The sequence below is a fragment of the Rhodococcus sp. MS16 genome, assembly GCF_013277795.1.
Classification (GTDB): Bacteria; Actinomycetota; Actinomycetes; order Mycobacteriales; family Mycobacteriaceae; genus Rhodococcus_F; species Rhodococcus_F globerula.
Window position 1 is genome coordinate 277,866 of record NZ_VBTM01000006.1, and the last position, 24,018, is coordinate 301,883.

At 63.2% G+C, this 24,018-nt stretch carries 21 protein-coding genes; 9 read left to right on the plus strand and 12 right to left on the minus strand.

Features of this window, described 5'->3' with window-relative positions; all coding sequences use genetic code 11:
• Nucleotides 1-35 precede the first annotated feature (35 nt).
• The 5 genes from FEZ60_RS19075 to clpS all read right to left on the minus strand — a co-directional run bounded on the left by FEZ60_RS19075 (nt 36) and on the right by clpS (nt 3,643).
• Nucleotides 36-794 carry a cyclic nucleotide-degrading phosphodiesterase gene (locus FEZ60_RS19075; protein ID WP_045066892.1) on the minus strand — a complete coding sequence of 253 codons (759 nt, stop codon included), beginning with the start codon at nt 792-794 and terminating at the stop codon, nt 36-38.
• A 96-nt stretch (nt 795-890) separates the two neighbouring features.
• The gene (locus tag FEZ60_RS19080) at nt 891-1,550 is read right to left on the minus strand and encodes a rhomboid family intramembrane serine protease (protein WP_033232731.1); all 660 of its coding nucleotides are present in this window, start codon (nt 1,548-1,550) and stop codon (nt 891-893) included.
• 55 nt (nt 1,551-1,605) lie between these two features.
• Nucleotides 1,606-2,673: a P1 family peptidase gene (locus FEZ60_RS19085; RefSeq protein ID WP_095885871.1), complete on the minus strand. Its 1,068-nt coding sequence runs from the start codon at nt 2,671-2,673 to the stop codon at nt 1,606-1,608.
• On the minus strand, nt 2,670-3,260 hold the full coding sequence (locus FEZ60_RS19090; RefSeq protein ID WP_172936736.1) for a DUF2017 domain-containing protein: 591 nt from the start codon (nt 3,258-3,260) through the stop codon (nt 2,670-2,672). The genes FEZ60_RS19085 and FEZ60_RS19090 overlap by 4 nt, the downstream gene beginning before the upstream one ends.
• A gap of 53 nt (nt 3,261-3,313) precedes the next feature.
• Nucleotides 3,314-3,643, minus strand: a complete 330-nt coding sequence (gene clpS / locus FEZ60_RS19095) for an ATP-dependent Clp protease adapter ClpS (protein WP_033232727.1) — start codon at nt 3,641-3,643, stop codon at nt 3,314-3,316.
• A 64-nt stretch (nt 3,644-3,707) separates the two neighbouring features.
• Here clpS and FEZ60_RS19100 point away from each other — a divergent pair, with 64 nt between their 5' ends.
• Genes FEZ60_RS19100 through FEZ60_RS19110 form a run of 3 tightly spaced genes read left to right on the plus strand, consistent with a single transcriptional unit; the run spans nt 3,708 to nt 7,723 of the window.
• On the plus strand, nt 3,708-5,051 hold the full coding sequence (locus FEZ60_RS19100; RefSeq protein ID WP_033232725.1) for a nicotinate phosphoribosyltransferase: 1,344 nt from the start codon (nt 3,708-3,710) through the stop codon (nt 5,049-5,051).
• Nucleotides 5,051-5,665 (plus strand): isochorismatase family protein, encoded by a 615-nt coding sequence (locus tag FEZ60_RS19105; RefSeq protein ID WP_045066890.1) that lies wholly within the window; start codon nt 5,051-5,053, stop codon nt 5,663-5,665. The genes FEZ60_RS19100 and FEZ60_RS19105 overlap by 1 nt, the downstream gene beginning before the upstream one ends.
• Before the next feature lie 9 nt (nt 5,666-5,674).
• Nucleotides 5,675-7,723: an ATP-dependent DNA helicase gene (locus FEZ60_RS19110; RefSeq protein ID WP_033232721.1), complete on the plus strand. Its 2,049-nt coding sequence runs from the start codon at nt 5,675-5,677 to the stop codon at nt 7,721-7,723.
• A 49-nt stretch (nt 7,724-7,772) separates the two neighbouring features.
• On the opposite strand, the gene glgP is transcribed toward FEZ60_RS19110, so the two are convergent.
• On the minus strand, nt 7,773-10,373 hold the full coding sequence (gene glgP, locus FEZ60_RS19115; RefSeq protein WP_033232719.1) for an alpha-glucan family phosphorylase: 2,601 nt from the start codon (nt 10,371-10,373) through the stop codon (nt 7,773-7,775).
• A 120-nt stretch (nt 10,374-10,493) separates the two neighbouring features.
• On the opposite strand from glgP, the gene FEZ60_RS19120 reads away from it, so the two are divergent.
• From FEZ60_RS19120 to FEZ60_RS19130, 3 genes are read left to right on the plus strand one after another with little or no spacing between them, the layout of a single operon-like run.
• Complete coding sequence (locus FEZ60_RS19120) at nt 10,494-12,494, plus strand: maltotransferase domain-containing protein (RefSeq protein WP_287164131.1); 2,001 nt, start codon at nt 10,494-10,496, stop codon at nt 12,492-12,494.
• A complete protein-coding gene (glgB, locus tag FEZ60_RS19125) occupies nt 12,491-14,692 on the plus strand; it encodes a 1,4-alpha-glucan branching protein GlgB (RefSeq protein ID WP_172936738.1) in 2,202 nt (733 codons plus the stop codon). Before FEZ60_RS19120 ends, glgB begins: the two co-directional genes overlap by 4 nt.
• Entirely contained in the window at nt 14,692-16,140 is a 1,449-nt protein-coding gene (locus tag FEZ60_RS19130; RefSeq protein WP_045066887.1) for a neutral zinc metallopeptidase, read from the plus strand. The genes glgB and FEZ60_RS19130 overlap by 1 nt, the downstream gene beginning before the upstream one ends.
• A gap of 14 nt (nt 16,141-16,154) precedes the next feature.
• On the opposite strand, the gene FEZ60_RS19135 is transcribed toward FEZ60_RS19130, so the two are convergent.
• The 3 genes from FEZ60_RS19135 to FEZ60_RS19145 all read right to left on the minus strand — a co-directional run bounded on the left by FEZ60_RS19135 (nt 16,155) and on the right by FEZ60_RS19145 (nt 18,811).
• Entirely contained in the window at nt 16,155-17,048 is an 894-nt protein-coding gene (locus FEZ60_RS19135; RefSeq protein ID WP_095885866.1) for a tetratricopeptide repeat protein, read from the minus strand.
• Between the two features lie 105 nt (nt 17,049-17,153).
• Complete coding sequence (locus FEZ60_RS19140; RefSeq protein WP_172936739.1) at nt 17,154-17,525, minus strand: DUF3817 domain-containing protein; 372 nt, start codon at nt 17,523-17,525, stop codon at nt 17,154-17,156.
• Nucleotides 17,526-17,617: 92 nt separating this feature from the next.
• A complete protein-coding gene (locus FEZ60_RS19145) occupies nt 17,618-18,811 on the minus strand; it encodes an acetyl-CoA C-acyltransferase (protein ID WP_172936740.1) in 1,194 nt (397 codons plus the stop codon).
• Nucleotides 18,812-18,919: 108 nt separating this feature from the next.
• On the opposite strand from FEZ60_RS19145, the gene mce reads away from it, so the two are divergent.
• Nucleotides 18,920-19,393, plus strand: coding sequence for a methylmalonyl-CoA epimerase (gene mce / locus FEZ60_RS19150; protein ID WP_033237402.1), 474 nt, complete (start codon nt 18,920-18,922; stop codon nt 19,391-19,393).
• Nucleotides 19,394-19,433: 40 nt separating this feature from the next.
• Nucleotides 19,434-20,453: a hypothetical protein gene (locus tag FEZ60_RS19155; RefSeq protein WP_033237401.1), complete on the plus strand. Its 1,020-nt coding sequence runs from the start codon at nt 19,434-19,436 to the stop codon at nt 20,451-20,453.
• 4 nt (nt 20,454-20,457) lie between these two features.
• Here FEZ60_RS19155 and FEZ60_RS32570 read toward each other — a convergent pair whose 3' ends face one another.
• A complete protein-coding gene (locus FEZ60_RS32570; RefSeq protein ID WP_080711916.1) occupies nt 20,458-20,790 on the minus strand; it encodes an ATP/GTP-binding protein in 333 nt (110 codons plus the stop codon).
• Entirely contained in the window at nt 20,790-21,464 is a 675-nt protein-coding gene (gene nucS / locus FEZ60_RS19160; protein WP_033237400.1) for an endonuclease NucS, read from the minus strand. The genes FEZ60_RS32570 and nucS overlap by 1 nt, the downstream gene beginning before the upstream one ends.
• Before the next feature lie 42 nt (nt 21,465-21,506).
• Between nucS and FEZ60_RS19165 the strand changes: the two genes are divergently transcribed.
• Complete coding sequence (locus FEZ60_RS19165) at nt 21,507-23,093, plus strand: adenylate/guanylate cyclase domain-containing protein (protein WP_092808777.1); 1,587 nt, start codon at nt 21,507-21,509, stop codon at nt 23,091-23,093.
• Nucleotides 23,094-23,178: 85 nt separating this feature from the next.
• On the opposite strand, the gene FEZ60_RS19170 is transcribed toward FEZ60_RS19165, so the two are convergent.
• A complete protein-coding gene (locus FEZ60_RS19170; protein ID WP_095889135.1) occupies nt 23,179-23,724 on the minus strand; it encodes a hypothetical protein in 546 nt (181 codons plus the stop codon).
• Between the last annotated feature and the right edge of the window lie 294 nt (nt 23,725-24,018).

Sequence of the window (24,018 nt, forward strand, 5' to 3'; positions counted from 1 at the left end):
CTTCGTGAGCCTAGCGTCCCACCCCAGGCAACACGTCAGATGTCGTAGACGCTTCCCGCGGACACAGCGTGAACCGGCCCCGCGAACTCGGATTTCGCTTCGGCGATGACGTCCTCCCTGGACGTCCACGGCGGGATGTGGGTGAGGAGTAGTTCCTTCACTCCGGCCAACGTCGCGATCCGGCCGGCTTCCTTGCCGGACAGGTGAATACCTTCCGGCCGATCAGGACTGTCCGTCCACGACGCCTCGGAAAGGAGGATGTCGGCTCCACGAGCAAGCTCGACGACGTTGTCACACATTCCGGTATCGCCGGTGTACACGAGAATCCGTCCGTCGGCGTCCGTGATCCGGAATCCGTACGCCTCGGGCGGATGATTCATGCGGCTTGCCACGACGGTCAGTTCACCGAAGGTGACGGGTTCGTTCTCCGCCCACAACTTCAGATCGATGGTGTCGGAAATATCGTCCATCTCCCCCGCGCACTCGGCGGACGACGTTCCGATCCTGCACGCTGTATCTGTCGGGCCGTACACCAACGCTCGCCCCTCGGGGCGGTTCGGATGATAGCGACGCCACACGAGCAGGCTCGGCATGTCGAGGCAGTGATCGGCGTGCAGATGTGAGAGCAGAATCGTCGCGTCCCCTGGGTCCGCGTAACGCTGCAGAGCCCCGAGCACTCCGGGACCGAAATCTATGACGAGCGGCGGGGTACCCGGCGCTGTGAGCAGGTAACCCGAAGCCGGTGAATCCGGCCCCGAGACGCTGCCGGAACACCCCAGGACGGTCATGCGCATAAGGTCATGCTGCCACGTCGACCCATTAACAAAAAAGCTCCCGGTCGTTTTGGCGAGTCGAAGTCACACCGCCGGTGGGGTGTGACCCACGTCCGATCAGAAAGTTGCTGGTCGGGCAGGTGTTGTAGCGCCGGCGCGGTTCGCTCGATCGCCGGAGGAGAGTGCCCACGCCGCTACGACGCCGCCGACCGCACCGAACAAATGCCCCTGCCACGAGACTCCCGGCGTGCTGGGCACCACGCCCCACAGGACTCCGCCGTAGATCACGAAGACAACAACGCCGATCAGAATCTGGCCGAAACTCCGGGTGAAGAATCCACGCGTCAACAGGTAGGTCACCCACCCGAAGATCAGCACCGACGCCCCGACGTGATTGGTATTCGCTCCGGCAACGAGCCACGTTCCGACCCCGCCGATCACCCAGATGATTCCGGTCGCAGCCAACCCTCTCGATATGCCAGACACCAGAACGAGATAGCCGAGTATCAGTACGGGGATGGTGTTCGCGATCAAGTGTGCCCAGTCGTCGTGCAACACGGGCGCAAACAGGATGCCCCACAAACCGTCGAGCGTTCGCGGTGAGACTCCGGCGTTCTGGACGTTCTGACCGGAAATGACGTCGATGATCTCGATGACGTACAGCGCTAGTACAAATCCGCCGACCAGCACCGCGGACTGCTTCCACACCGACGGCGGTTTCGGCGCGGGAACCGGTGCCCGTGAACCGAAATCAGGACTGTTGAAATCCATCGTCATCGCGTGCGTCCTCACAGTAGATGTGTCTACTTCGAGGTTACCGGCGCTCGCCGGGCTAGACGAAAGCCGATGGGAACAGGTCTCGGTAACTCGGGATCCCCGCCACCGATGTCGCGTCGAGAATCGCCTTGACGATCGCGCGTTCCACGACCTGGGCGGCAGCCGCACAGACTGCGTCGAGGATCGGCAGATCCGCAGGGAACGCCGCCGGTACGTCGATCGCCGATTCCGGCGTGTGCGTTCCGGTAGCGAGCGCAAAGATCGTGTCGCCGTCCAACGGCGAATGGGCCGGACGGATTGCCCGGGCCAAACCGTCGTGACCGGCAACTGCAACGCGTCGGCACCCGGCTTTGGTCAGGGCCGCGTCGGTAGCGACGACGCCGATGGTGGTGTTGAGCACTGTCCCTTTGGCACCGATTGCGTTGGCTGCGTCGAGCTCGCACGGAATCGGCATGCCGATCCCGAAGGACGCCTCCCCCTCGGACCCGACGCCCCACGGCAGACCGGTACGCGGATCGAAGACCGAGCCGACCGGGTTTGCCACGATCAAGGCCGACACAGTTGTCCCCTTGGCCGGTCCGTCTGTGATCACGACGCTGGCAGTTCCGACGCCGCCTTTGATCCCACCGGCACGGGCACCGACACCGGCGCCCACTGTTCCGGTCGCACATTCACGCGACGCGGATTCTGCTGCCAGATATCCGAAATCGGCGTCAGGTCGAATCTTCCAGTCCCCGACCGGAAGATCGAAGATGACGGCGCCCGGCACGATCGGCACCACCTGGCCAGGCAGGCCCATCGCGATTCCGTGGCCGTGTTCCTCGAGCCAGCGCATGACACCGTCGGCGGCAGCGAGGCCGTACGCACTTCCACCGGTCAGGAGCACGGCATTGACCTGCTGAACCGAATGGCTCGGGTCGAGGAGATCGGTTTCGCGAGTACCCGGCCCGCCGCCCCGAACATCAACTCCCGCAACCACTCCCGCCGGGGCCAGCACAACGGTGCATCCCGTCGCGGCCCCCGCCCCCAGAGCAGCGTCGTCGTCGAGCCGATGATGATGACCGACAGTCAAACCGGCGATGTCGGTCAACGAATCCGTGGGGCCGGGCGCCGTGGTGATCACGGCATGAGCGCCTGAACGAGCGAATCCTGCATCCACGTCAACCAGTGATAGACATCAAGATGCGGTGCTCGCGGATCATCCGGATCCAAACTTTCCGGAGTGTCTGCGTCGATACCGAGATTGGTGCCGAGAGCCAGACGAACGTCGTTGAGCGCGGACAGCCACGCGTCGGCCTGCTCCTGGGTCAGGAGGATCTTGCCGCCGTCCGCGGGAAGCGAGGCCAGCAAAACCCTGCCGGCAGCCTTCTTCGCGTCGATGATCTCGGGTTCGTGCAAACTCCGCAGCGCTCCGTTGACATTGGCGCCGGCGTCGTCGAGATCATCGGAATTCGGGGACGCCTTACTGGGGTCGGTTCGCTGAAAATCTGGGAGCAACCGCGCCAGAACCGGATTGTCGGGCGATTCCGAATTACCGGTTCGAAGACCGGTGAGCGCCGCCAACTCGTCCTGCGGTGCGCCGGACTCACGATCTTCCAGCAGTCCGATCACCGACTCTACGAGCGAACTCAGGACGGTCACCTCATGAGCGTCCATCTCGGATTTGAACTTCACTCCGGAAAGCGAGTTCTTCTTGATCCACGTCCGCACGCGTCGGACTCCCCTCTTGTGATCGGATCGAACTTGTCGAAGGTGAGCGAGCCCTAGGTGTCGTCGCGCTGCATCGTGGCCCACAGTCCCGCCGCGTGCAGACGCCGAACATCGGCTTCCATCTTGTCGCGCGAACCACTGGACACGACGGCCTTGCCCTCCGAATGCACCTTCATCATCAAATCGGTGGCCTTGGCCTTGCTGTACCCGAACAGTTTCTGGAACACGTAGGTCACGTAGTGCATCAGATTGACCGGATCGTCCCAGACGATCGTCACCCAAGGCCTGTCAACAGCTTCGATGATTGCAACAGCCTCCGACTGCTCCGGGACCGCGCGCGGCGCAGAGGCAGTTGTGGAAACAGTCGCAGAGCCGAAAACCATGTCTCCAGGGTACGGCGCGATCCGAGGTGACAACACCCACCCTCGTGGTCTCCCGCCTAGAGTTATGTGCGTGCCTACGCAAATCTCCGACACCCGTGACGCCGCCGCGAGTACCGCTCTGCTCACCGACCAGTACGAGCTCACCATGCTCTCTGCCGCGCTTGCCGACGGATCTGCTTTCCGTACCTGCAGTTTCGAAGTATTCGCGCGCAGACTTCCCGACGGCAGGCGTTACGGAATCGTCGCCGGTACGGAGCGATTGCTCGACGCTCTCGAGCACTTCCGTTTCGGGGAACCCGAACTGGCGATCGTCTCGAAGTTCCTGGACGACACCACCGTCGAGTGGCTGCGCAATTACCGGTTCTCCGGCGACATCGACGGTTACCGCGAAGGCGACTTCTACTTTCCCGGCTCGCCGATCCTCTCCGTCCGCGGATCGTTTGCCGAATGTGTGTTGCTCGAGACACTGGCCCTCTCGATCCTCAACCACGACAGCGCGATTGCGTCGGCTGCGGCCCGCATGGTCAGTGCCGCAGACGGTCGAAGGCTCATCGAAATGGGCTCACGCCGGACCCATGAGCAAGCCGCAGTCGCGTCGTCCCGCGCCGCGTACCTCGCCGGATTCGACGCCACGTCCAATCTCGAAGCTGTCCGCCGCCACGACGTTCCCGGCGCGGGTACCAGCGCCCACGCCTTCACCCTCCTGCACACCACCGACAACGGAACCGACGAGGCCGCGGCCTTCCGCGCGCAGGTCGACGTACTCGGTGTCTCGACCACATTGCTGGTCGACACCTACGACATCACCGAAGGCGTGAAAACCGCTATCGCCGTAGCCGGAACCGAGCTTGGCGGGGTGCGTATCGACTCCGGAGACCTCGGGGTGGTCACCCGCCAGGTGCGTCGACAACTCGACGACCTCGGCGCCACCAAGACCCGCATCGTCGTCTCCGGCGACCTCGACGAATATGCCATCGCAGCGCTGCGCGCCGAACCCGTCGACACGTACGGCGTCGGCACTTCGCTCGTCATCGGCTCCGGTGCTCCGACGGCCGGCATGGTCTACAAACTTGTCGAGGTGGACGGAATTCCTGTCGAGAAGCGCAGTACCAACAAAGCGTCGCGCGGCGGAGCGAAGAAAGCACTGCGCATCGCTCGCCAGACCGGAACACTGGTCGAGGAAGTGATCTATCCCGCCGACGCGCCCTCGCCGTTCACCGCCGCGGACGGCGCGACCGAGCTGATGATTCCGTTGGTACGCGGCGGTAAGACCGTCGACGGCGTCCCCACATTGGAAGAGAGCCGAGCAGTCGTGAAAGCCGGGCTGCTCAGCCTCCCGTGGGAGGGCCTCAAGCTCTCACGCGGAGATTCCGCGGTACCGGTCCGATTTGTCGGTGGAGGTCACTGATGACTGCACGTGCATTGATCGTGGTGGACGTCCAGAACGACTTCTGTGAGGGCGGCGCCCTAGCCGTCGACGGCGGCGCTGCCGTAGCTGCGGCGATCAACACCTTCGTCGACTCTCACGAGTACGACGCCGTCGCAGCGACCCGCGATTTCCACATCGATCCCGGTGCTCACTTCTCGGAAAACCCCGATTACGTCGACACGTGGCCGGTGCACTGTGTGGTCGGAACTTCAGGCGCCGACTTCCACCCGGCTTTCGATGCATCAATCGCCGGATCTGCCGTGTTCTCCAAGGGTGCGTACAGCGCCGCGTACTCCGGGTTCGAAGGGTTTTCCGAGGACGGCACGACCCTCGAGGAGTGGTTGCGGGCACACGACATCACCGACGTCGACGTCATCGGCATTGCCACCGATCACTGCGTGAGGGCCACGGCACTCGACGCGGTCCGCGCCGGCTTTGCCACCACAGTCCTCCTGCCACTCACTGCGGGTGTGGCAACCGCCACGATCGAAGCGGCTTTGACGCAGATGCGCGAGCACGGAGTGCAGCTCAGCGGCCGTGACGAACATGCGCCTTCGAGTGGCGTCGATATTTCTGACGTAGGTATCCACTAACCTGCTTCAGTGGCCGATGAACTTCCGAATGTCCCCGAACTGCTTCGCACGGCGGTGCAGGCGCTGGGCGGTGCCGAGCGGACCAGCCAGCTCACGATGGCGTCGGCGGTAGCGCATTCGATCGATACCGGTGAGCATCTTGCCGTCCAGGCCGGCACCGGTACGGGTAAGTCGCTGGCCTACCTGGTGCCGAGCCTGCGCCATGCCGTCGAGTCCGGTCGCACCGTCGTCGTGTCGACGGCCACCATCGCCCTGCAGCGGCAGTTGGTCGATCGTGATCTCCCCCGCCTGGCCGATGCACTGAAGAAGCCACTCGGGCGTCGCGCGGAATTCGCAATCCTCAAGGGCCGCAACAACTACCTGTGCATGAACAAGATCCACACCGGTGCCTCCGAGCAGCCACCGGAGGACGAACTGTTCGATCCGTTCACAGTCTCCCGGCTGGGCCGTGAAGTGGTGCGCTTGACCGAGTGGTCGTCGGACACCGACACCGGCGACCGCGACGAACTCGTGCCAGGTGTGTCCGATCAGGCGTGGCGGCAGGTCAGCGTGACGTCCCGCGAATGCATCGGAAAGAACCAGTGCCCGGTCGGCGAGGACTGCTTTGCCGAACGCGCCCGCGTCGAGGCGTCGAAGGCAGACGTCGTGGTCACCAACCACGCCCTACTGGCGATCGACGCCATTACAGGCATCCAGATTCTGCCCGAGCACGACGTCGTTGTCATCGACGAAGCCCACGAATTGGTCGACCGCGTGACCGGGGTCGCGACGGACGAGCTCACCGCGGCCGCCATCAGCGCAGCCGCTCGTCGCTGCGGCAAGATCGTCGAAGAACAGGACGCCGATCGTCTCGAGGCCGCCGGCGAAGGCTGGGCCGGACTCCTCGAAGAACTTCGCCCCGGACGCTGGGACGGGCTTCCCGACGGCGCTGCTCCCGCGCTCGCGGCCATCCGCGATGCCGCGTGGGCCCTGCGCACAGCCATCGGCCCGGCCAAGCCCGGCATGATGGCAGCCGATCCCGAAGCAGCGGCCGCCCGCAACGCGGCACTCTCCTCGGTGGAAGACATTCACGACAGCGCCGTACGAGTCCTCACTGCTTTCGACGAACCAGATCCCGCCCAGCGCAAAGATGTGGTCTGGCTCTCGTCCGACGAGTTCCGCGGATCGGTCCGCCGCTCCGTCCGGATGGCCCCGCTGTCCGTCGGCGGTTTGCTGCGCTCACGCCTGTTCGCGGAATCCACTGTGGTGTTGACGTCCGCAACACTCACCGTCGGAGGTTCCTTCGACGGTCTTGCGATCAACTGGGGACTACCCGCGCAGTCGTCGGTTCGCCCCGATTCCGGAACCGCGATCGGAAGCGAAGCCCCTTCCGATGCCAACGCATTTCGTTGGAACTCGGTCGACGTCGGATCGCCGTTCGACCATGCGAAAGCCGGAATCATCTACATTGCCCGCCACCTGCCCACACCCGGCCGGGACGGCTTGTCCCCGGTCTACCTCGACGAAATCGCCGAACTCGTCGAGGCTGCGGGTGGGCGCACCCTCGGACTGTTCTCGTCGATGCGCGCCGCCAAAGCCGCTTCCGAAGCCATGCGTGATCGCCTCGACACGCCGATCCTGTGCCAGGGCGACGACGCCACCGGCACCCTCGTCAAGGCCTTCGCCAAGGATGAACCCACATCACTGTTCGGGACACTGTCCCTATGGCAAGGCGTCGACGTTCCCGGCCCGTCGCTGTCCCTGGTGATCTTGGACCGCATTCCATTTCCGCGGCCGGACGATCCGCTGCTGATGGCTCGTCAACAGGCCATCGAGGCACACGGCGGAAACGGCTTCCTCAGCGTCTCGGCCAACCATGCAGCGCTGCTCCTCGCCCAGGGAGTGGGCAGACTGTTGCGTAGCGTCGACGACAAAGGTGTTGTGGCCGTACTGGATCCGCGTCTTGCAACAGCCCGGTATGCCGGATACCTGCGGGCGTCATTGCCACCGTTCTGGGAGACGACCAAGCCCGAGGTCGTCCGCAAGGCACTGACCCGTATCCGCGATTCGCGGCCCTGACGCACTTCTGCCCCGGACCTTGTGACAAGGTCCGGGGCAGAAAGTGGGTTTACACAGCCGGGGTCGTGACCAATCCCAGCTCTGATGCGTTCACCAGCAGACGGTGATGCGGAAGAACCCGAACCGTGTAGCCGACCGATCCCGAAACCGGAAGCGCCACTTCGGCTTCGAAGATCTCGATGCCGTCCTCCGAACCGAAATGCGTCATCGGGAAGGTGACCACATCGGTCAGTTCCTCACCCGGAGTGACGCGTCCGATGACTGCTTGCACCTCGACGTCTGTCACCGACAAATCACCGAGACGAACCTGAGCCTTCAGCGAGAGAGTCGCACCGATTTCCGGGGTATCCGGCAACCCGGAACCGTCAACCTGCACAACGCTCACGGACGGCCACTGCGATTCGATCCGCCGACGGAACTCGGCAACCTCACGCGCGCCGGCGTAGTTGTCCGCCACCACAGCCCGAGCAGATTCTGCCGACGGCGCGTAGTACTGCACTGCATAGTCACGAACCATGCGTGACGCCAACACCTTCGGGCCCAGATTCTCGAGTGTGTGGCGAACCTTCTCCACCCACCGCGTCGGCAGGTCGGCAGCGTCACGGTCGTAGAACGTGGGCAGCACCGCGTGTTCGAGCAATTCGTAGAGCGCGCTCGCTTCGAGATCGTCACGGCGAACGTCGTCGAGGACGCCGTCGGCGGTCGGGATTGCCCAGCCGTTCTCACCGTCGTACATCTCGTCCCACCATCCGTCACGGATGGAAAGGTTGAGTCCGCCGTTCAGTGCAGACTTCATACCGGAAGTTCCACACGCCTCGAGCGGGCGCAGCGGATTGTTCAGCCACACATCGCAACCCCAGTACAGGTAGCGGGCCATCGACATGTCGTAATCGGGCAGGAAGACGATGCGATGACGGACATCCGCCTCGTCGGCGAACCGCACCACCTGCTGAATGAGCGCCTTGCCACCGTCGTCTGCGGGATGCGACTTTCCGGCCACCACCAACTGCACTGGCCGCTTTTCGTCGAGGAGCATCGCGCGCAGTCGATCGGGGTCGCGCAGCATCAGGGTGAGTCGCTTGTACGTCGGCACGCGCCTGGCAAACCCGACAGTCAACACATTCGGGTCGAAAACTCCACTGGTCCAACCCAGTTCGGCTTCGGTGGCGCCGCGCTCGAGCCACGACGCCTTCACACGTCGACGCACTTCGTTGACGAGTTTGCCGCGCAAGTCGTTGCGCGTTTCCCAGAGTTCGGTGGCGGACAGCTCGTGCAAGCGCTCCCAGCCGCGCGATTCCTCGAGCTGCTCCTGTCCGACGATCCGGCGGGCGACGTTCATCCATTCCGGCGCCGCCCAGGTGGGCGCATGGACACCGTTGGTCACCGAGCCGATCGGAACCTCGTCAGCATCGAATCCCGGCCAGAGACCGTTGAACATGTCGCGACTGACGATGCCGTGCAGCTTCGACACACCGTTGGCGCGCTGGCCGAGTCGAAGGCCCATGTGCGCCATGTTGAAGATCGACGGATCCGATTCGCGGCCCATCCCGACGATGCGATCGACCGTCAGGCCGGGAAGAAGCGTCGATTCGTTCTCGCCGTTGGAACCGCCGAAGTAGTGGCGAACCAGATCTGCCGGGAAGCGGTCGATTCCGGCGGGCACCGGAGTGTGGGTCGTGAAGACGGTACCGGCGCGTACAGCCGCCAACGCCGAATCGAAATCCAGCCCGCTGGTGGTGACAAGTTCACGAATTCGTTCGATACCGAGGAAACCGGCGTGGCCCTCGTTCATGTGGAACACCTCGGGATCGGGCAATCCGTATGCCGCGGTGTACGCCCGAACCGCACGTACGCCACCGATACCCGCAAGGATTTCCTGCTTGATGCGGTGATCCTGATCGCCGCCGTACAGACGGTCGGTCACGCCGCGGAGATCGGGATCGTTCTCAGCGATGTCCGAATCGAGGAGAAGCAGGGGCACCCGGCCGACCTGCGCGATCCACACCCGCGACCGGAGAACTCGCCCACCGGGCATCGCAACGTGGATCACTACCGGCGATCCGTCGTCGGACGACGGGCCGGCATCCGTCAGCAAACGCAGGGGCAACCCCTGCGGATCGTGGGGTGGGTAGTGCTCGGCCTGCCACCCGTCGGCTGTCAGCGACTGGCGGAAGTAGCCGGATCGATAGAGCAGTCCGACACCGATCAGCGGCAGTCCCAGATCCGATGCGGCCTTGAGATGATCGCCGGCCAGAATTCCCAGGCCACCCGAGTAGTTCGGCAGGACTTCGCTGACGCCGAATTCCATGGAGAAGTACGCAATTCCCCCAGCCAGCGACACCCCCTTTGCCTGCTGCGACTGGTACCAGCGCGGAGTGCTCAGGTAGCTGTCGAGATCGGCGGCTGCGGTGTCGAGGTCAGCGAGGAAGTCGTCGTCGCTGCTGAGCTCGTCGAGTCGGGCGGGATCGACCTCTCCGAGCATTCGAACCGGATCGAACTGAACTGCTTGCCAGAGTTCAGGGTCCAGGCGCGAGAACAGATCCTGAGTCTCGGGATGCCAGGACCAACGCAAGTTGGTGGACAAGGGGCCGAGCGCTGCAAGGCGCTCCGGAAGGTGGGCTCGGACAGTGAACCGACGCAAGGCTTTCACCCCGCGAACCCTAGTCGAGTTGAACCACCGTGTCCGCTGGAGCGACGACAAGGCGCTGTACCCACTACGGTTGAACTCGGCCACACCAGTAACACTCCACCATCAGAAATGGAGCTTCCCGTGACAGGACGCCTCGGTATCGACGACGTGGTACCCGCGATCTCGGGTAACTATCCAGCCAAGGCCGTAGTGGGTGAAGTGTTTCCCGTACACGCCACGGTATGGCGAGAGGGCCACGACGCAGTTGCGGCCACCCTCACCGTGCGCGGACCCCGCGGAACCAAACCGATACGCATCCAGATGGACCCGGGCAGCGAACCGGACACCGTCGACGCTGTATTCGTCCCGTCTGCCGAGGGACTCTGGACGTTCCGGATCGAAGCGTGGAGTGATCCCGTCGCAACCTGGAAGCACGCAGTCGAAGCCAAACTGTCCGTCGGGCAAGGGCCGGCAGAGCTTGCCAACGACCTCGAGATCGGCGCGCGACTCTTCGAGCGCGCCGCCCAGGAACAACCCCGCGCCAACCGCTCGAAGTTGGAAGCGGTGACGGCGTCGCTGCGCAGCACCGCGCCGGTGACAGCCCGGGTCGCCCCGGCATTTGCGTCGGACGTCGCCGAGTTGCTCCGCGCGCATCCCCTGCGCGAGTTGGTCACCAAGGGCGAACCGCACAACGTATTGGTTGACCGCAACCGAGCACTGTTCGGTTCGTGGTACGAGTTCTTCCCCCGCTCCACCGGCGGCTGGGACGAGAACGGGGTGCCGAAGCACGGCACGTTCAAGACCGCGTCGGAGGATCTACCGCGCATTGCCGCAATGGGTTTCGATGTTGTCTACCTGCCGCCGATTCACCCGATCGGTGAGATCAATCGCAAGGGCCGCAACAACACGCTCACTCCCGAACCCGGGGATGTCGGATCGCCATGGGCCATCGGCTCCGCCGAAGGTGGGCACGACGCAGTCCATCCGGAACTCGGAACGCTCAAGGATTTCAAGGCGTTCGTGTCGCGGGCACGCAAACTCGACCTCGAAGTGGCACTCGACCTCGCACTGCAATGTGCACCCGATCATCCTTGGGCAGCAAAGCATCCCGAGTGGTTCACTGTTCTGCCCGACGGCACCATCGCCTACGCGGAGAACCCGCCGAAGAAGTACCAGGACATCTATCCGATCAACTTCGACATCGACCCGGACGGGTTGGACAAGGAAATCCTGCGCGTCGTTCGCCACTGGATCAACGCGGGGGTCAAGATCTTTCGCGTCGACAACCCCCACACCAAGCCGCCCAACTTCTGGGAAAAGCTGATCTCCGAAGTCAAGAAATCCGATCCGGACGTTCTCTTCCTGGCCGAGGCGTTCACCCGGCCTGCCCGCATGTACGGCCTGGCCCGACGCGGCTTCACACAGTCGTACACGTACTTCACGTGGCGCGTCGCAAAGTGGGAACTGACGGAATTCGGCAACGAACTCGCAGCCAAAGCCGACGAGGCGCGCCCCAATCTCTTCGTGAACACCCCGGACATCCTGCACGAGTCGCTACAGCACGGCGGACCCGGAATGTTCGCGCTGCGGGCAGCTCTCGCCGCAACACTCGCACCGACGTGGGGCGTCTACTCGGGGTACGAACTCTACGAGCACCAGGCGGTGCGTCCCGGTAGCGAAGAGTATCTGGACTCGGAGAAGTACGAACTACGTCCGCGCCGGTTCGCGGAAGCCGCTGCGCGCGGCGAATCCCTCGAACCCTGGATCACCACGCTGAACCGGATCCGCCGCGCGCACCCCGCTCTGCAACAACTCCGCAACCTGCATTTCCACCACATCGACAATGACGCGATCATCGCCTACTCGAAGTTCGATCCGATCACCGGCGACGCCGTACTCACCGTCATCAACCTCAATCCGTTTGCCGCGGAAGAGGGAACGATCTGGCTGGACATGCCGGCACTCGGGCGCGAATGGCACGACCACATGAGCGTGCTCGACGAAGTCAGCGGCGAGCAATATCAGTGGGGCCAAGCAAATTTCGTTCGCCTAGAGCCGTGGCGGTCCGTCGCCCACATTCTTGCGCTACCGCCAGTTCCCTACCCCGCCAGAACTTCCCTGGCATACCGCGGAGGTAAATGATGGTCGCCGAACTGCCTGCCGGGGTTGCTCCAGCGCCCCACGATCTGGAATTGCTTGCCCGCGGCGAACACCACGATCCGCACAGCGTCCTCGGCGCGCACGCACACCCCGACGGAACAGTGCTGCGTACCCTTCGGCCACACGCCGAGTCGGTCGACGCCGTCATCGGCGGAAAGGCCTTTCCCCTCCACCACATTTCGGGTGGGGTCTTCGCCGCACTGGTCCCCTACGCCGAACTCATGGACTACCGGTACTCGGTCACCTACCCGGGTGGGCATACCGTCGTTGTTGCCGATCCGTACCGATTCCTCCCCACGCTCGGCGAACTTGATCTCCATCTCTTCGGTGAGGGTCGGCACGAACGCCTGTGGGATATCCTCGGCGCCCACCCGCGCAGCTACGAAACACCGGACGGAGTAGTCGAGGGAACCTCGTTTGCGGTGTGGGCACCCGCCGCCCGGGGAGTCACCGTCATCGGCGACTTCGACGGCTGGGGTGGGCAATTCGCGCCCATGCGCGTCCTCGGTTCGACAGGAGTCTGGGAACTGTTCCTGCCCGGAATCACAGCAGGTGAACTGTACAAGTTCCGCGTCCACGGGCGAGACGGTTCGGTAGCGGACAAGGCCGACCCCATGGCCTTCGCCACCGAGGTACCGCCGGCGACGGCGTCACGCGTGAGTACCAGTTCCCACATCTGGCACGACGCCGACTGGCTCGAGGCCCGCGCGCACGTCGACCCAGCGCAGTCACCGATGAGTGTGTACGAAGTGCATCTCGGATCCTGGCGCCCTGGCCTCGACTACCGGCAGATGGCCGAGCAACTCGCGCAGTACGTCACCGAAACCGGGTTCACACACGTCGAATTGCTCCCAGTCGCCGAGCACCCGTTCGGCGGTTCCTGGGGATATCAGGTCACGTCGTACTACGCTCCGACCGCACGATTCGGGACACCCGACGATTTCCGCTGGTTTGTCGATCACCTCCATGCCGCCGGCATCGGTGTCCTCGTCGACTGGGTTCCCGCTCACTTCCCCAAGGACGAGTGGGCACTGGCCCGCTTCGACGGCACACCGCTCTACGAACATGCCGATCCGCAGCGCGGCGAGCAGTTGGACTGGGGTACATACGTATTCGACTTCGGTCGACGCGAGGTCCGCAACTTCCTCGTCGCCAACGCGCTGTTCTGGCTCGACGAATTCCACATCGACGGCCTACGCGTCGATGCTGTCGCATCGATGCTCTACCTGGATTACTCCCGCCCGGAAGGTGGCTGGACCCCCAACATTCACGGCGGCCGCGAGAACCTGGAAGCAGTTGCGTTCCTTCAGGAGATGAATGCCACCGTCCACAAGAAGCACCGCGGCGTTGTCACCATTGCCGAGGAATCAACCGCGTGGCCTGGAGTCACCCGCGCGACCAATGTGGGCGGCCTCGGATTCAACATGAAATGGAACATGGGGTGGATGCACGACACCCTGGGATTCCTGGGCCGCGACCCCGTCCACCGCACGTACCACCATCACGAGATCACCTTCTCGCTGATGTACGCGTGGAGCGAGAACTACCTACTGCCCATCAGCCACGACGAGGTCGTCCACGGCAAGGGAACCTTGTGGACACGTATGCCTGGCAACGATTTCACGAAAGCCGCGGGCCTTCGCGCTCTCCTCGCCTACATGTGGGCGCACCCGGGTAAGCAGCTTCTGTTCATGGGCCAAGAATTCGGCCAGACGGCCGAGTGGTCCGAAGAACGAGGCCTCGACTGGTGGCAACTCGACGACCCGAACACCGGCAATCTCCACCGTGGCGCTATGCAGCTGGTCAGTGATCTCAACTCTGCATACCGCCGGCATCCGGCAATGTGGACCCTGGACACCTCGCCTGGCGGGTACTCGTGGATCGACGCCAACGACACCGAGAACAACGTCCTGAGTTTTCTGCGTTACGGTACTGACGGCTCGATTGTCGCCTGCCTCTTCAACTTCTCGGGCAGCGAACACTCGAGCTACCGCGTCGGGCTACCGGAGCCCGGCCGATGGGTGGAAATCCTCAACACCGATGCGCAGGCGTACGGCGGCTCGGGGGTGGGCAACCTCGGTGCGGTCACAGCGACGTCGCAGTCGTGGCACGGTCGGCCGGCGTCAGCTCAGGTCGCACTTCCCGCCAACGGTGCGATATGGATCAGTCTGGAGCGTTGATGGTGGGCCGGCGAGCAGCACTAGTCACTTCGTCGTTGTTGGCAACTGCTGCCGTGTTGTCCGGCTGTTCGCAGACCTCCAGTGGCCAGGCCGTCTCGATCTACCACGACCCCTTCCGCGTTGCCGGCCTCGACGCGTCGTCCGGTCCTAGTGGCCTGCGACCCGGTGCGCCCGACGCCGAACGCGACATCGTCGGCACCGACGGCGGTTCCATCGACGCACTCGCCGCCAACGCGATCACCGACATCGAAACCTTTTGGAACACGCAGTATCCGACACTGTTCAACGAACCGTTCCAACCCGTCGACACGCTGATCTCGTGGGATCCCACCGAATCGAACGGCCCGGACTTCTGCGAGGAGACCACAGAAGACCTCATCAACGCCGGCTACTGCAGCCTCGACCACACCATCGGGTGGGATCGCGAACTTCTCCTTCCCGAGGTGCAGGAAAAGTTCGGGGACGTCGCCGTCGCGTTCATCTTCGCGCACGAGTACGGCCATGCCGTCCAGCGCAAAGCCGGAATCGTCAAAGGTGGGTCCGAATCGGCCCTGGTGCGTGAACAGCAGGCCGACTGCTTCGGTGGCGCGTTCCTGCGGCACGTTGCCGAGGACAAGGCAGCACACTTCACCATGAACACATCCGACGGCCTGAACAAGGTGCTCGCCTCTGCGGTCGCTATCCGTGACGACGATCCCAACGATCCCGACTCACACCACGGTTCCGCGTTCGAACGCGTCACCGCAACACAGATCGGGTTCACCGACGGCGCGTCCGCCTGCACGCGTATCGACCAGGAAGAAATCGAATCCCGGCGGGCTGAACTGCCCCAGCAATTCGACTCCGAAGGCGATTCAGGAGAACTTCCCGTCACCGAGGAAACGCTGCAGGAGTTCCTCACGACATTCCAGTCGGTCTTCGAATTGGAGAATCCGCCGACAGTCACATTCACCGGCGCGGACACCGGATGCGCCGACGCCGTCGCTACCGAACCGGTCTCGTTCTGCCCCTCGACCAACACCATCGGCATCAATGTCGACGAGTTGGCGGAACGCGGAACACCGGGACGGGTCGGTCGACGCGAATTGATGCAGACCGACATCACCGGCGACTACAACGCATACGTACTGCTCGCGTCGCGGTACACCCTCGCGATGCAGCAGCAACGTGGTCAGGCACTCGACACACCACAGACCGCGCTGCGGGCGGCGTGCTTGGCCGGAGTGATCACAGCCGCACTGAGCCCCTCCAATGCAGCCGAGTCCGGAGCACAGGTCACCCTGTCGCCCGGCGACCTCGACGAGGCCGTCTCCGGCTTGTTGACGGACGGGTTGGCTGCCAGTGACGTCAACGGCGACACCGTCCCGAGCGGCTTCGCCCGGGTCGACGCCTTCCGTACCGGTGTGTTGGGTGGGCAGGTGTCCTGCGACAGCCGCTATACGGAGTAGCGGCCGTAGTAGGCCTAGTAGAGCGCTGCCGCCAGTTTGCGGCGGGCTGCCATCACCATGGGCTCGGCGGGATCGAACAATTCGAAGAGTTCGAGCAGACGCGTCCGCGCCGCGGCCTTGTCGTCACCTGCACTGCGTGACACGACGCCGATGAGGCGAGCAAAAGCTGCTTCCGGTTGCTGTCCGGCCATCTCCAGGTCCGCTGCCGCGAACTGCAGTTCGGCATTCGACGGATCTGCGTCGGCCGCCGCCACGGCGTCGGGTTCGGTGTTCTGGGCACGCGCCATGAACTTGACCTGGCGAACAGCGTTGAGGGCCTCGGCGTTGGTCGGCTCGACATCGAGAATCACTTGGTATGCCGCAATGGCACCGTCGAGATCACCGGCGTCGAGGGCGGTTTCGGCAGCAACGAATCGTGGATCTTCCACTTCTGGTTCGTCGCGCTCAGCAGTCGGAACGGGACCGCTGAGCTTTCCGGCGGTAGCTTGCAGAACGGCGGCAAACCACTGAGTCAACTGCTCTTCGGGCTGTGCACCCTGGAAATCTGCCAACGGCTGACCGGCGGCAACGGCAACAACCGTCGGCACCGACTGGATTCCGAAGGCCTGCGCGATCTGGGGGCTGACATCGACGTCGACGTTCGCAAGAATCCACTGACCACCTGCCTGCGCGGCCAAGCGCTCCAGCACCTCGGTGAAGACGACAGACGGCTCGTACGCGCGCCCACCGAGGTTGACGATCACGGGCACCTGGCTCGACTTGACCAGAACTTCGGCCTCGAAGTTCGCTTCCGTCACCTCGATGACAAACCCATTGGCAGCAGAAACGGCCCCATCGCCGCTGGGATTACGCGGAGGTGGGGCCGTGGCCCGCTCTTTGAGAGCGGACAAGTCGACTGCGCCGCTCATAGCGGCTGCAACTGCTGACGAACGCGCTGGGGGCCTGGATCCTGGTCGAGTCACAAGTCCCAGTTTGTCACGAGTTGCCGGAACCTTCGAAGAGGCCTACTTCACTTAAGCGAGCGCGGGGTCTGCAGCGGCTGTGTTCACCTTGGACAGTTCCGCCAACTTGCCTGTGCGCGCGGCCCACGCCTCGAAAACAATCGTGCCGAACGGCGGGATGCTGGCAAACAGTGCCCAGAACGTGGTGACCAGGTTCCACTTCAACTGCTTTGCAGTCCAGAGCGCAACCAGGATGTAGATGACGAACACAGCACCGTGGAAGGGACCGAAGATCTTGACGCCTGCCACCATTCCCTCTTCGGGGATGTACTTGAACGCCATTCCGACCAACAGTCCGAGCCATGTGAAGGCCTCGAGGACGGCAATGAAACGGAACCGCTTTGCGGTGGTACTGAGATCGAAGACGTTCGCCATGAACCCCATTGTGCCCGAACAACTACGACGCCCCGTAGTGGTGTGAGGAATACCACGAGGCGTCGTAGAGCGAACTGAGGTGTTCAGGTGTATTTAGACTCTCAGGCCTTGGGCACGCGGACGATCAGTGCGTCGCCCTGCCCGCCGCCGCCGCACAGTGCGGCCGCGCCGATGCCGCCGCCGCGGCGCGCCAACTCGAGCGCCAGGTGCAGCGCGATCCGGGCACCGGACATCCCCAGCGGATGCCCGACGGCGATGGCGCCACCGTTGACGTTCACCTTCGCCGGATCGAGGCCGAGCTCACGCGTGGAGGCGATACCGACGGCCGCGAACGCCTCGTTGATCTCGACGAGATCGAGATCGGCGGGCGCGATGCCTTCCTTCGCGCAGGCCTTCGCGATGGCCCGCGCCGGCTGGGACTGCAGAGTCGAATCGGGGCCCGCGACCACACCGTGGGCGCCGATCTCCGCGATCCACGCCACACTGAGTTCTTCGGCCTTGGCCTTGCTCATCACGACCACGGCGGCGGCGCCGTCGGAGATCGGCGAGGCGGAGCCGGCGGTGATGGTGCCGTCCTTGCTGAACGCGGGACGCAGTTTGCCGAGGGATTCGACGGTGGTGTCGGCGCGGATGCCCTCGTCCTGTGTGAAGACGATCGGATCGCCCTTGCGCTGCGGGATCGAGACGGGGACGACCTCGTTGTCGAAGAGGCCGTCTTTCCAGGCGCGGGCGGCGTTCTGGTGCGAGGCCGCGGCAAACGCGTCCTGCTCCGCGCGGGTGATGTGGGTGCCGTCCTGCTGGTTGACCTGTTCGGTGAGCAGGCCCATCGCCTGGTCGGTGAAGATGTCGTGCAGGCCGTCGTACGCCATGTGGTCGCGCATCGTGACGTCGCCGTACTTGAACCCTTCGCGGCTTTTTTCGAGCATGTGCGGTGCGCGGGACATCGATTCCTGCCCGCCGGCGACGACGACGTCGAATTCGCCGGCGCGGATCAGCTGATCGGCCAGGGCGATGGCGTCGACACCGGAGAGGCACACCTTGTTGATGCTCAGTGCGGGAACGCTCATCGGGATGCCCGCGGCGACGGCGGCCTGGCGGGCCGGCATCTGACCCGCGCCGGCGGTGAGGACCTGACCCATGATGACGTACTCGACCTGCTCCGGGGCGACACCGGCCTTCTCGAGGGCGCCCTTGATGGCGATGCCACCGAGATCGGACCCGGACAGGTCCTTCAACGAACCCATGAGTCGACCCATCGGGGTACGGGCTCCGGCAACAATCACAGAACTGGTCACGATTTCCTCCGGCTGCAAAAAGAGACATAGTCTTCGGGCGCACGTGGTATACGAGCCAAGTCACATCCCGACGTGTACTACTTAAACGGTAGCGCTACCGTGAACGGTATGACACAGACCTCCCCCAGTCCCGCTCTCGCAGCGCTGTCCTCCGACCTCGTCGTCGCCATCGACCACGTCGGAATTGCCGTTCCCGACCTCGATGTCGCCATCGCGTGGTACACCCAGCACCTGGGCATGGTCTCGACCCACGAAGAGGTCAACGAAGCACAGGGTGTACGCGAAGCCATGCTCTCCGTCGTCGGTGCGCCCGCCGGCTCCACGGCCGTTCAGTTGCTCGCACCTCTCGACGAGAACTCGACTATCGCCAAGTTCATCGACCGCAGCGGCCCCGGACTACAGCAGCTCGCTTACCGCGTCACCGACATCGAAGCTATTTCCGACGAGCTCCGTGCACGCGGCGTCCGGTTGCTCTACGACGCACCGAGGCGCGGCACCGCGAACTCACGCATCAACTTCATCCACCCGAAGGACGCCGGCGGTGTACTCGTCGAACTGGTCGAACCGGCCGCGTCGCACTAGTAGGCCCGACTCCTGCAGATATGCCAGGTAGATTGTCGCCATGGCATACGAGCAGGACCGCGGTTCCATTCAACTTCCGTTTCAGATCGCACGGAAGGGATACGACCGCGACGAGGTACGCAACTACTTCGAGCGATTCGACGTAGAACTGCGTGTGACGGCTGCGGATCGCGATGCCGCAGCCGCGCAAGCCCGTGACCTTGCCAAGCAGTTGGACGATGCCCGCGACGACATCGACGATCTCCGTAAGGACGTCGATCGCCTGTCCGTTCCGCCCACCACCGCGGAGGGCATGAGTGATCGCATCAGCCGCATGCTCCGACTGGCGTCCGACGAAGCATCCGAGGTCCGTGCCAAGGCCGAGGCCGACGCAGCAGAGATGACCTCCATCGCCGAACAGGACGGCGCCCGCCTACGCGGGCACTACGAGTCGTTGATCGCGGAGCTCGACGACCGTCGCAACGCGATGGAAACCATGCACGAGCAGACCATGTTGCAGGCCAAGACCGAAGCTGCACGCATCGTCGAAGCCGCGCAGGCCGAGCGCGACCGTCTGGCCGCCGAATCCGAGGCGAAGCGAACTCAGATTCGCGAGGATTTCGACATCTCGATGGCGGAACGACGCGCCAAGGTTGTTGCCGCAGTCGACGAACTCGAAGCATCAAGCAAGGCAGAAGCCGAACGACGCTTGACCGACGCCACGCGCGAAGCTCAGCGTCGCCTACAGGCTGCGACAGATCAGTCCGAGCGAAAGATCGCTCACGCCAAGGAACTTGCCGAAGAACTGCGCGTTCTACGTGGACGCATCCTTGCGCAACTCCTGGGAATCCGAGGTCAGCTCGATTCGGTGCCCGCGATGCTCGCCTCCGTCAACCGTGAGAGCGAATTGCTCGACGCTCCGACCACTCCGCCGTCCTCGGAATTCACCGACGACGAGTACGAGGAAACGAGCTACACAGAATCCGAACCGGAAACTGACGACTCGGATGACATCGAAGACACCAACACAGCCGAAATCGACACCCGCGAGGTCGAACAGCGGGCGCAGTCCCGAAACTGATCCGTCACGACCACCTTCTGGTCAGGCCGCGGGTGCCGCGACCTGACCAGCATCCGGTATGCCAATGCCGACGCTCCGCGGCCCCACCGGGCTCCGACGGCCACGTCACCACATGCGCAACTCCCGGCCTGATGTCGTGGTCACAGCCGGGGCATCGATAGAACTTCGTGGCATTGGCTCCCGGAATCGGCCGAACCATGTACAGCTCGCCGCCCGGACCGGGCTCCTCCCGGACCACTGCCCCGCCAAAAAGCACACCACGCGGTTCATCCGAAACCGGACCTCGTCGACTGTCAGTACGGCGAGATTGTTTCGGCATCGGTTTGCGGCGAGGCATTAGAAAAGCCGGAACTCGGTGCTCTCGGTCCCACGCAACGCCTCGTAGTCGAGGACAAGGCAGCGAATCCCGCGGTCGGTTGCCAAAGTCTTGGCCTGCGGCTTGATCTGTTGCGCCGCAAACACTCCCGTTACCGGAGCGAGCAGCGGATCACGGTTGAGCAATTCAAGATAGCGCGTCAGCTGCTCGACACCGTCGATCTCCCCGCGACGCTTGATCTCGACGGCAACCGAAGCACCATCGGCATCACGAACCAGAAGATCGACCGGCCCGATGGCCGTCATGTATTCGCGTCGTACCAAGGTGTAGCCCTTACCCAGCGTTTCGACATGCTCTGCGAGAAGCTCTTGCAGGTGCGCCTCGACGCCGTCCTTGATCAAACCAGGATCGATACCGAGTTCGTACGACGAATCATGTTCGACCTCTTCGAGGGTGATCCTCAGCTCTTCGCCGGCCTTGTTGGTCACGACCCACAGAATGTCGTCGCTGTCACCGGTGGTCTCGACCAACCAGCACGGCGGACTCATCCAGTTGAGCGGCTTATACGCCCGGTCATCGGCATGGATGCTGACGGAACCGTCCGCTTTGACCAACAGAAGGCGTCTGGCGGTAGGGAGATGGGAGGTCAATCGACCTACGTAGTCGACACGGCAACGAGCAATAACTAAGCGCACTGCACCACCCTAAGGGATCGGTGCGACTAGTCTCGACACACTATGCAGCCCAGCAATGTCCCGAGCGCGCCCCTAGGGTCGTGGCTGCTCGGATCCACAGACGAGAGTCCCCGCCGACGACGCGTTCGCGTCCAAGCCCTCCTCACTGCTCCGCTCCTGGTCACCAATCTGATCGGGTCCGCACTGGCCGTCGTTCTCATCGGAGTTGTTGTTCCAGGCCCGAGCATCATGCGATCGGAGTTCGCGTGGATCAACTTCATCGCAGTGCCGATATTCACTGGGTGTGTCTTCATCGTCGGGTTGCTCTGGGGAACTACACGCCTCATCCATGATCTTCGGTGGGCAACGGACAACGTCCCGCCGACACCTGAGAATCAGCGCGCCGCGCTGCGTGGACCATGGCGATTGACCCGCGTTCAAGCCATCCTATGGACGGTGGCATTGGCCACGTTCACCACGATGTACGGGATCGTCGACGCCAACACCATCCCGAAAGTGTTGTTCACCATAGCTTTCAGCGGAATCACGACCTGCGCGTTCTGCTATCTCCTCAGCGAGTTCGCACTTCGTCCCATCGCAGCCCGCGCCCTCGAATCCGGGACACCCCGCAAATCCGCGGTGCTCGGCATCACGGGGCGCACCATCCTGGTCTGGATGCTCGGCAGCGGAGTCCCTGTCACCGGTCTGATGTTGATCGCGATCTTCAGCTTCATCCGTCCAGCCTCCGGGCAGGCTCTCGCAATCGCCATCCTCGTAATCGGCGGAATCACCCTGTGCGTCGGACTCGGGCTGACCTATATCAACATTCGATCGGCTGCGGCGCCGATCCGATCCGTACGGCGAGGCATGGAGCAAGTCACCCGCGGCGATCTGAGTGCTCACGTCGTTGTCTACGACGGTACCGAATTGGGCTTGCTCCAAACCGGTTTCAATCGTATGGCGGAAGGACTTCGGGAGCGTGAACGCATTCGCGACCTGTTCGGACGACACGTCGGGCATGAGGTTGCAGCCAACGCGATGCGTCAGAATCCCGAACTCGGCGGCGAGGAACGTGATGTATCGGTTCTCTTCGTCGACGTGATCGGCTCCACCACGATCGCCTCGACAAACACTCCAACCGCCGTTGTCGCACTCCTCAACAGGTTCTTCGACGTCATCGTCGACGAGGTCGACGGGCACGGCGGATTTGTCAACAAGTTCGAGGGCGACGCAGCACTTGCCATCTTCGGTGCGCCGAACCGGATCGACGACCACGCGGGCAGCGCACTCGCAGCTGCCAGACAGATCCAGATCCGTCTGTGCGCCGAAGTGCCTGAAATCAATGCCGGCATCGGCGTCGCGTCAGGTATCGCAGTTGCCGGAAATGTCGGTGCGCGTGAAAGATTCGAGTACACCGTGATCGGTGATCCTGTGAACGAAGCAGCCCGTCTCTCCGAGGTGGCCAAGACCGTACCGGGAAATCTGGCAGCGTCAGGCCGCGCTGTTGCGGCGGCCCACAACAGCGAAGCCGACCAGTGGCGGATCACCGACAGCATCACACTGCGCGGTCGCCTCGAAGAGACAGAACTTGCGATTCCTCGTGAGCCGGCGGAAGGCCTCGTATCAACCCCTGTTCCGCCGACGGACTGAATCCGGTTACGAGCCGAAAATGTCCCCCAGTTGATTCAGTATCGACGTTGACGGATCGGGTTCTGGGGATACCGGGCTGACCGTACTAGCTCGGCCAGATCTTGGCTCCCGACGACGGGTTGTCGTTGCCGAACGACACCTTCGAGTACTTCACGCTCACATCCGGAATGTCGCCACACGTCTTGGTCCCGGAGAACTTCTCGATGAAACCGATAGTCGTGCTCTTCAGTCCACCGAATGCGGCTGGAGTGGACCATGACCCCATCTTTGTGACCACTCCGGTGGAATCATTGGTAATCGTTCCCGACCATGTTGTTGCCGTCGCCGACGAACCCGACTTCATGATGTCGAAGGAGTATGCCGTTCCGCGCGAATAGGGAACATCAATCGCACACGTGACACCATTGCCCCCGTCAGCGCCCGACCGCCATTCCGAAGACAGCGGCACACCACCGGCACCGAACAGCGAGAAACGGACACCGGCGGTGCCGTTCGGGGTCTCCACAGCAACCGTGTAGTGGAAACTGTCGATCGTTTCAACCGGCGTGCGGGGAGTCCCGTCGTAGGAGATGAAATGCTGCGGGTTGCCAGCGGGTATCGACGACGCCCCAGGCGCGGCAGCCCTCGCCACCCCGACGATTTAAGAAACAATTTCAGAATTCTCGAATATTTCCAGCGGATTCAGACATAGAAGTACATTCGACTGTTCTATTTGCAATTAATGAATAGATATATCCGAATTCTTACATTCGATTACAAAACTACAATTGTCTTTATGTGAGCTTTATGTTTCGGGGACACGAAAAAGCCCCCCAACAATGTTGGGGGGCTTTCTCAAGTTGTGTTCGGCGGTGTCCTACTCTCCCACACCCTGTCGAGTGCAGTACCATCGGCGCTGAAGGGCTTAGCTTCCGGGTTCGGAATG

What these genes read in the sequence shown, in the direction of transcription:
- FEZ60_RS19075 (WP_045066892.1), bottom strand. Translation starts at nt 794, where the DNA reads ATGCGCATGACCGTCCTGGGGTGTTCCGGCAGCGTCTCGGGGCCGGAT.
- FEZ60_RS19080 (WP_033232731.1), bottom strand. Translation starts at nt 1,550, where the DNA reads ATGACGATGGATTTCAACAGTCCTGATTTCGGTTCACGGGCACCGGTT.
- clpS (WP_033232727.1), bottom strand. Translation starts at nt 3,643, where the DNA reads ATGGTTTTCGGCTCTGCGACTGTTTCCACAACTGCCTCTGCGCCGCGC.
- FEZ60_RS19100 (WP_033232725.1), top strand. Translation starts at nt 3,708, where the DNA reads ATGTGCGTGCCTACGCAAATCTCCGACACCCGTGACGCCGCCGCGAGT.
- FEZ60_RS19105 (WP_045066890.1), top strand. Translation starts at nt 5,051, where the DNA reads ATGACTGCACGTGCATTGATCGTGGTGGACGTCCAGAACGACTTCTGT.
- glgB (WP_172936738.1), top strand. Translation starts at nt 12,491, where the DNA reads ATGATGGTCGCCGAACTGCCTGCCGGGGTTGCTCCAGCGCCCCACGAT.
- FEZ60_RS19130 (WP_045066887.1), top strand. Translation starts at nt 14,692, where the DNA reads ATGGTGGGCCGGCGAGCAGCACTAGTCACTTCGTCGTTGTTGGCAACT.
- FEZ60_RS19135 (WP_095885866.1), bottom strand. Translation starts at nt 17,048, where the DNA reads ATGAGCGGCGCAGTCGACTTGTCCGCTCTCAAAGAGCGGGCCACGGCC.
- FEZ60_RS19140 (WP_172936739.1), bottom strand. Translation starts at nt 17,525, where the DNA reads ATGGGGTTCATGGCGAACGTCTTCGATCTCAGTACCACCGCAAAGCGG.
- mce (WP_033237402.1), top strand. Translation starts at nt 18,920, where the DNA reads ATGACACAGACCTCCCCCAGTCCCGCTCTCGCAGCGCTGTCCTCCGAC.
- FEZ60_RS19155 (WP_033237401.1), top strand. Translation starts at nt 19,434, where the DNA reads ATGGCATACGAGCAGGACCGCGGTTCCATTCAACTTCCGTTTCAGATC.
- FEZ60_RS32570 (WP_080711916.1), bottom strand. Translation starts at nt 20,790, where the DNA reads ATGCCTCGCCGCAAACCGATGCCGAAACAATCTCGCCGTACTGACAGT.
- FEZ60_RS19165 (WP_092808777.1), top strand. Translation starts at nt 21,507, where the DNA reads ATGCAGCCCAGCAATGTCCCGAGCGCGCCCCTAGGGTCGTGGCTGCTC.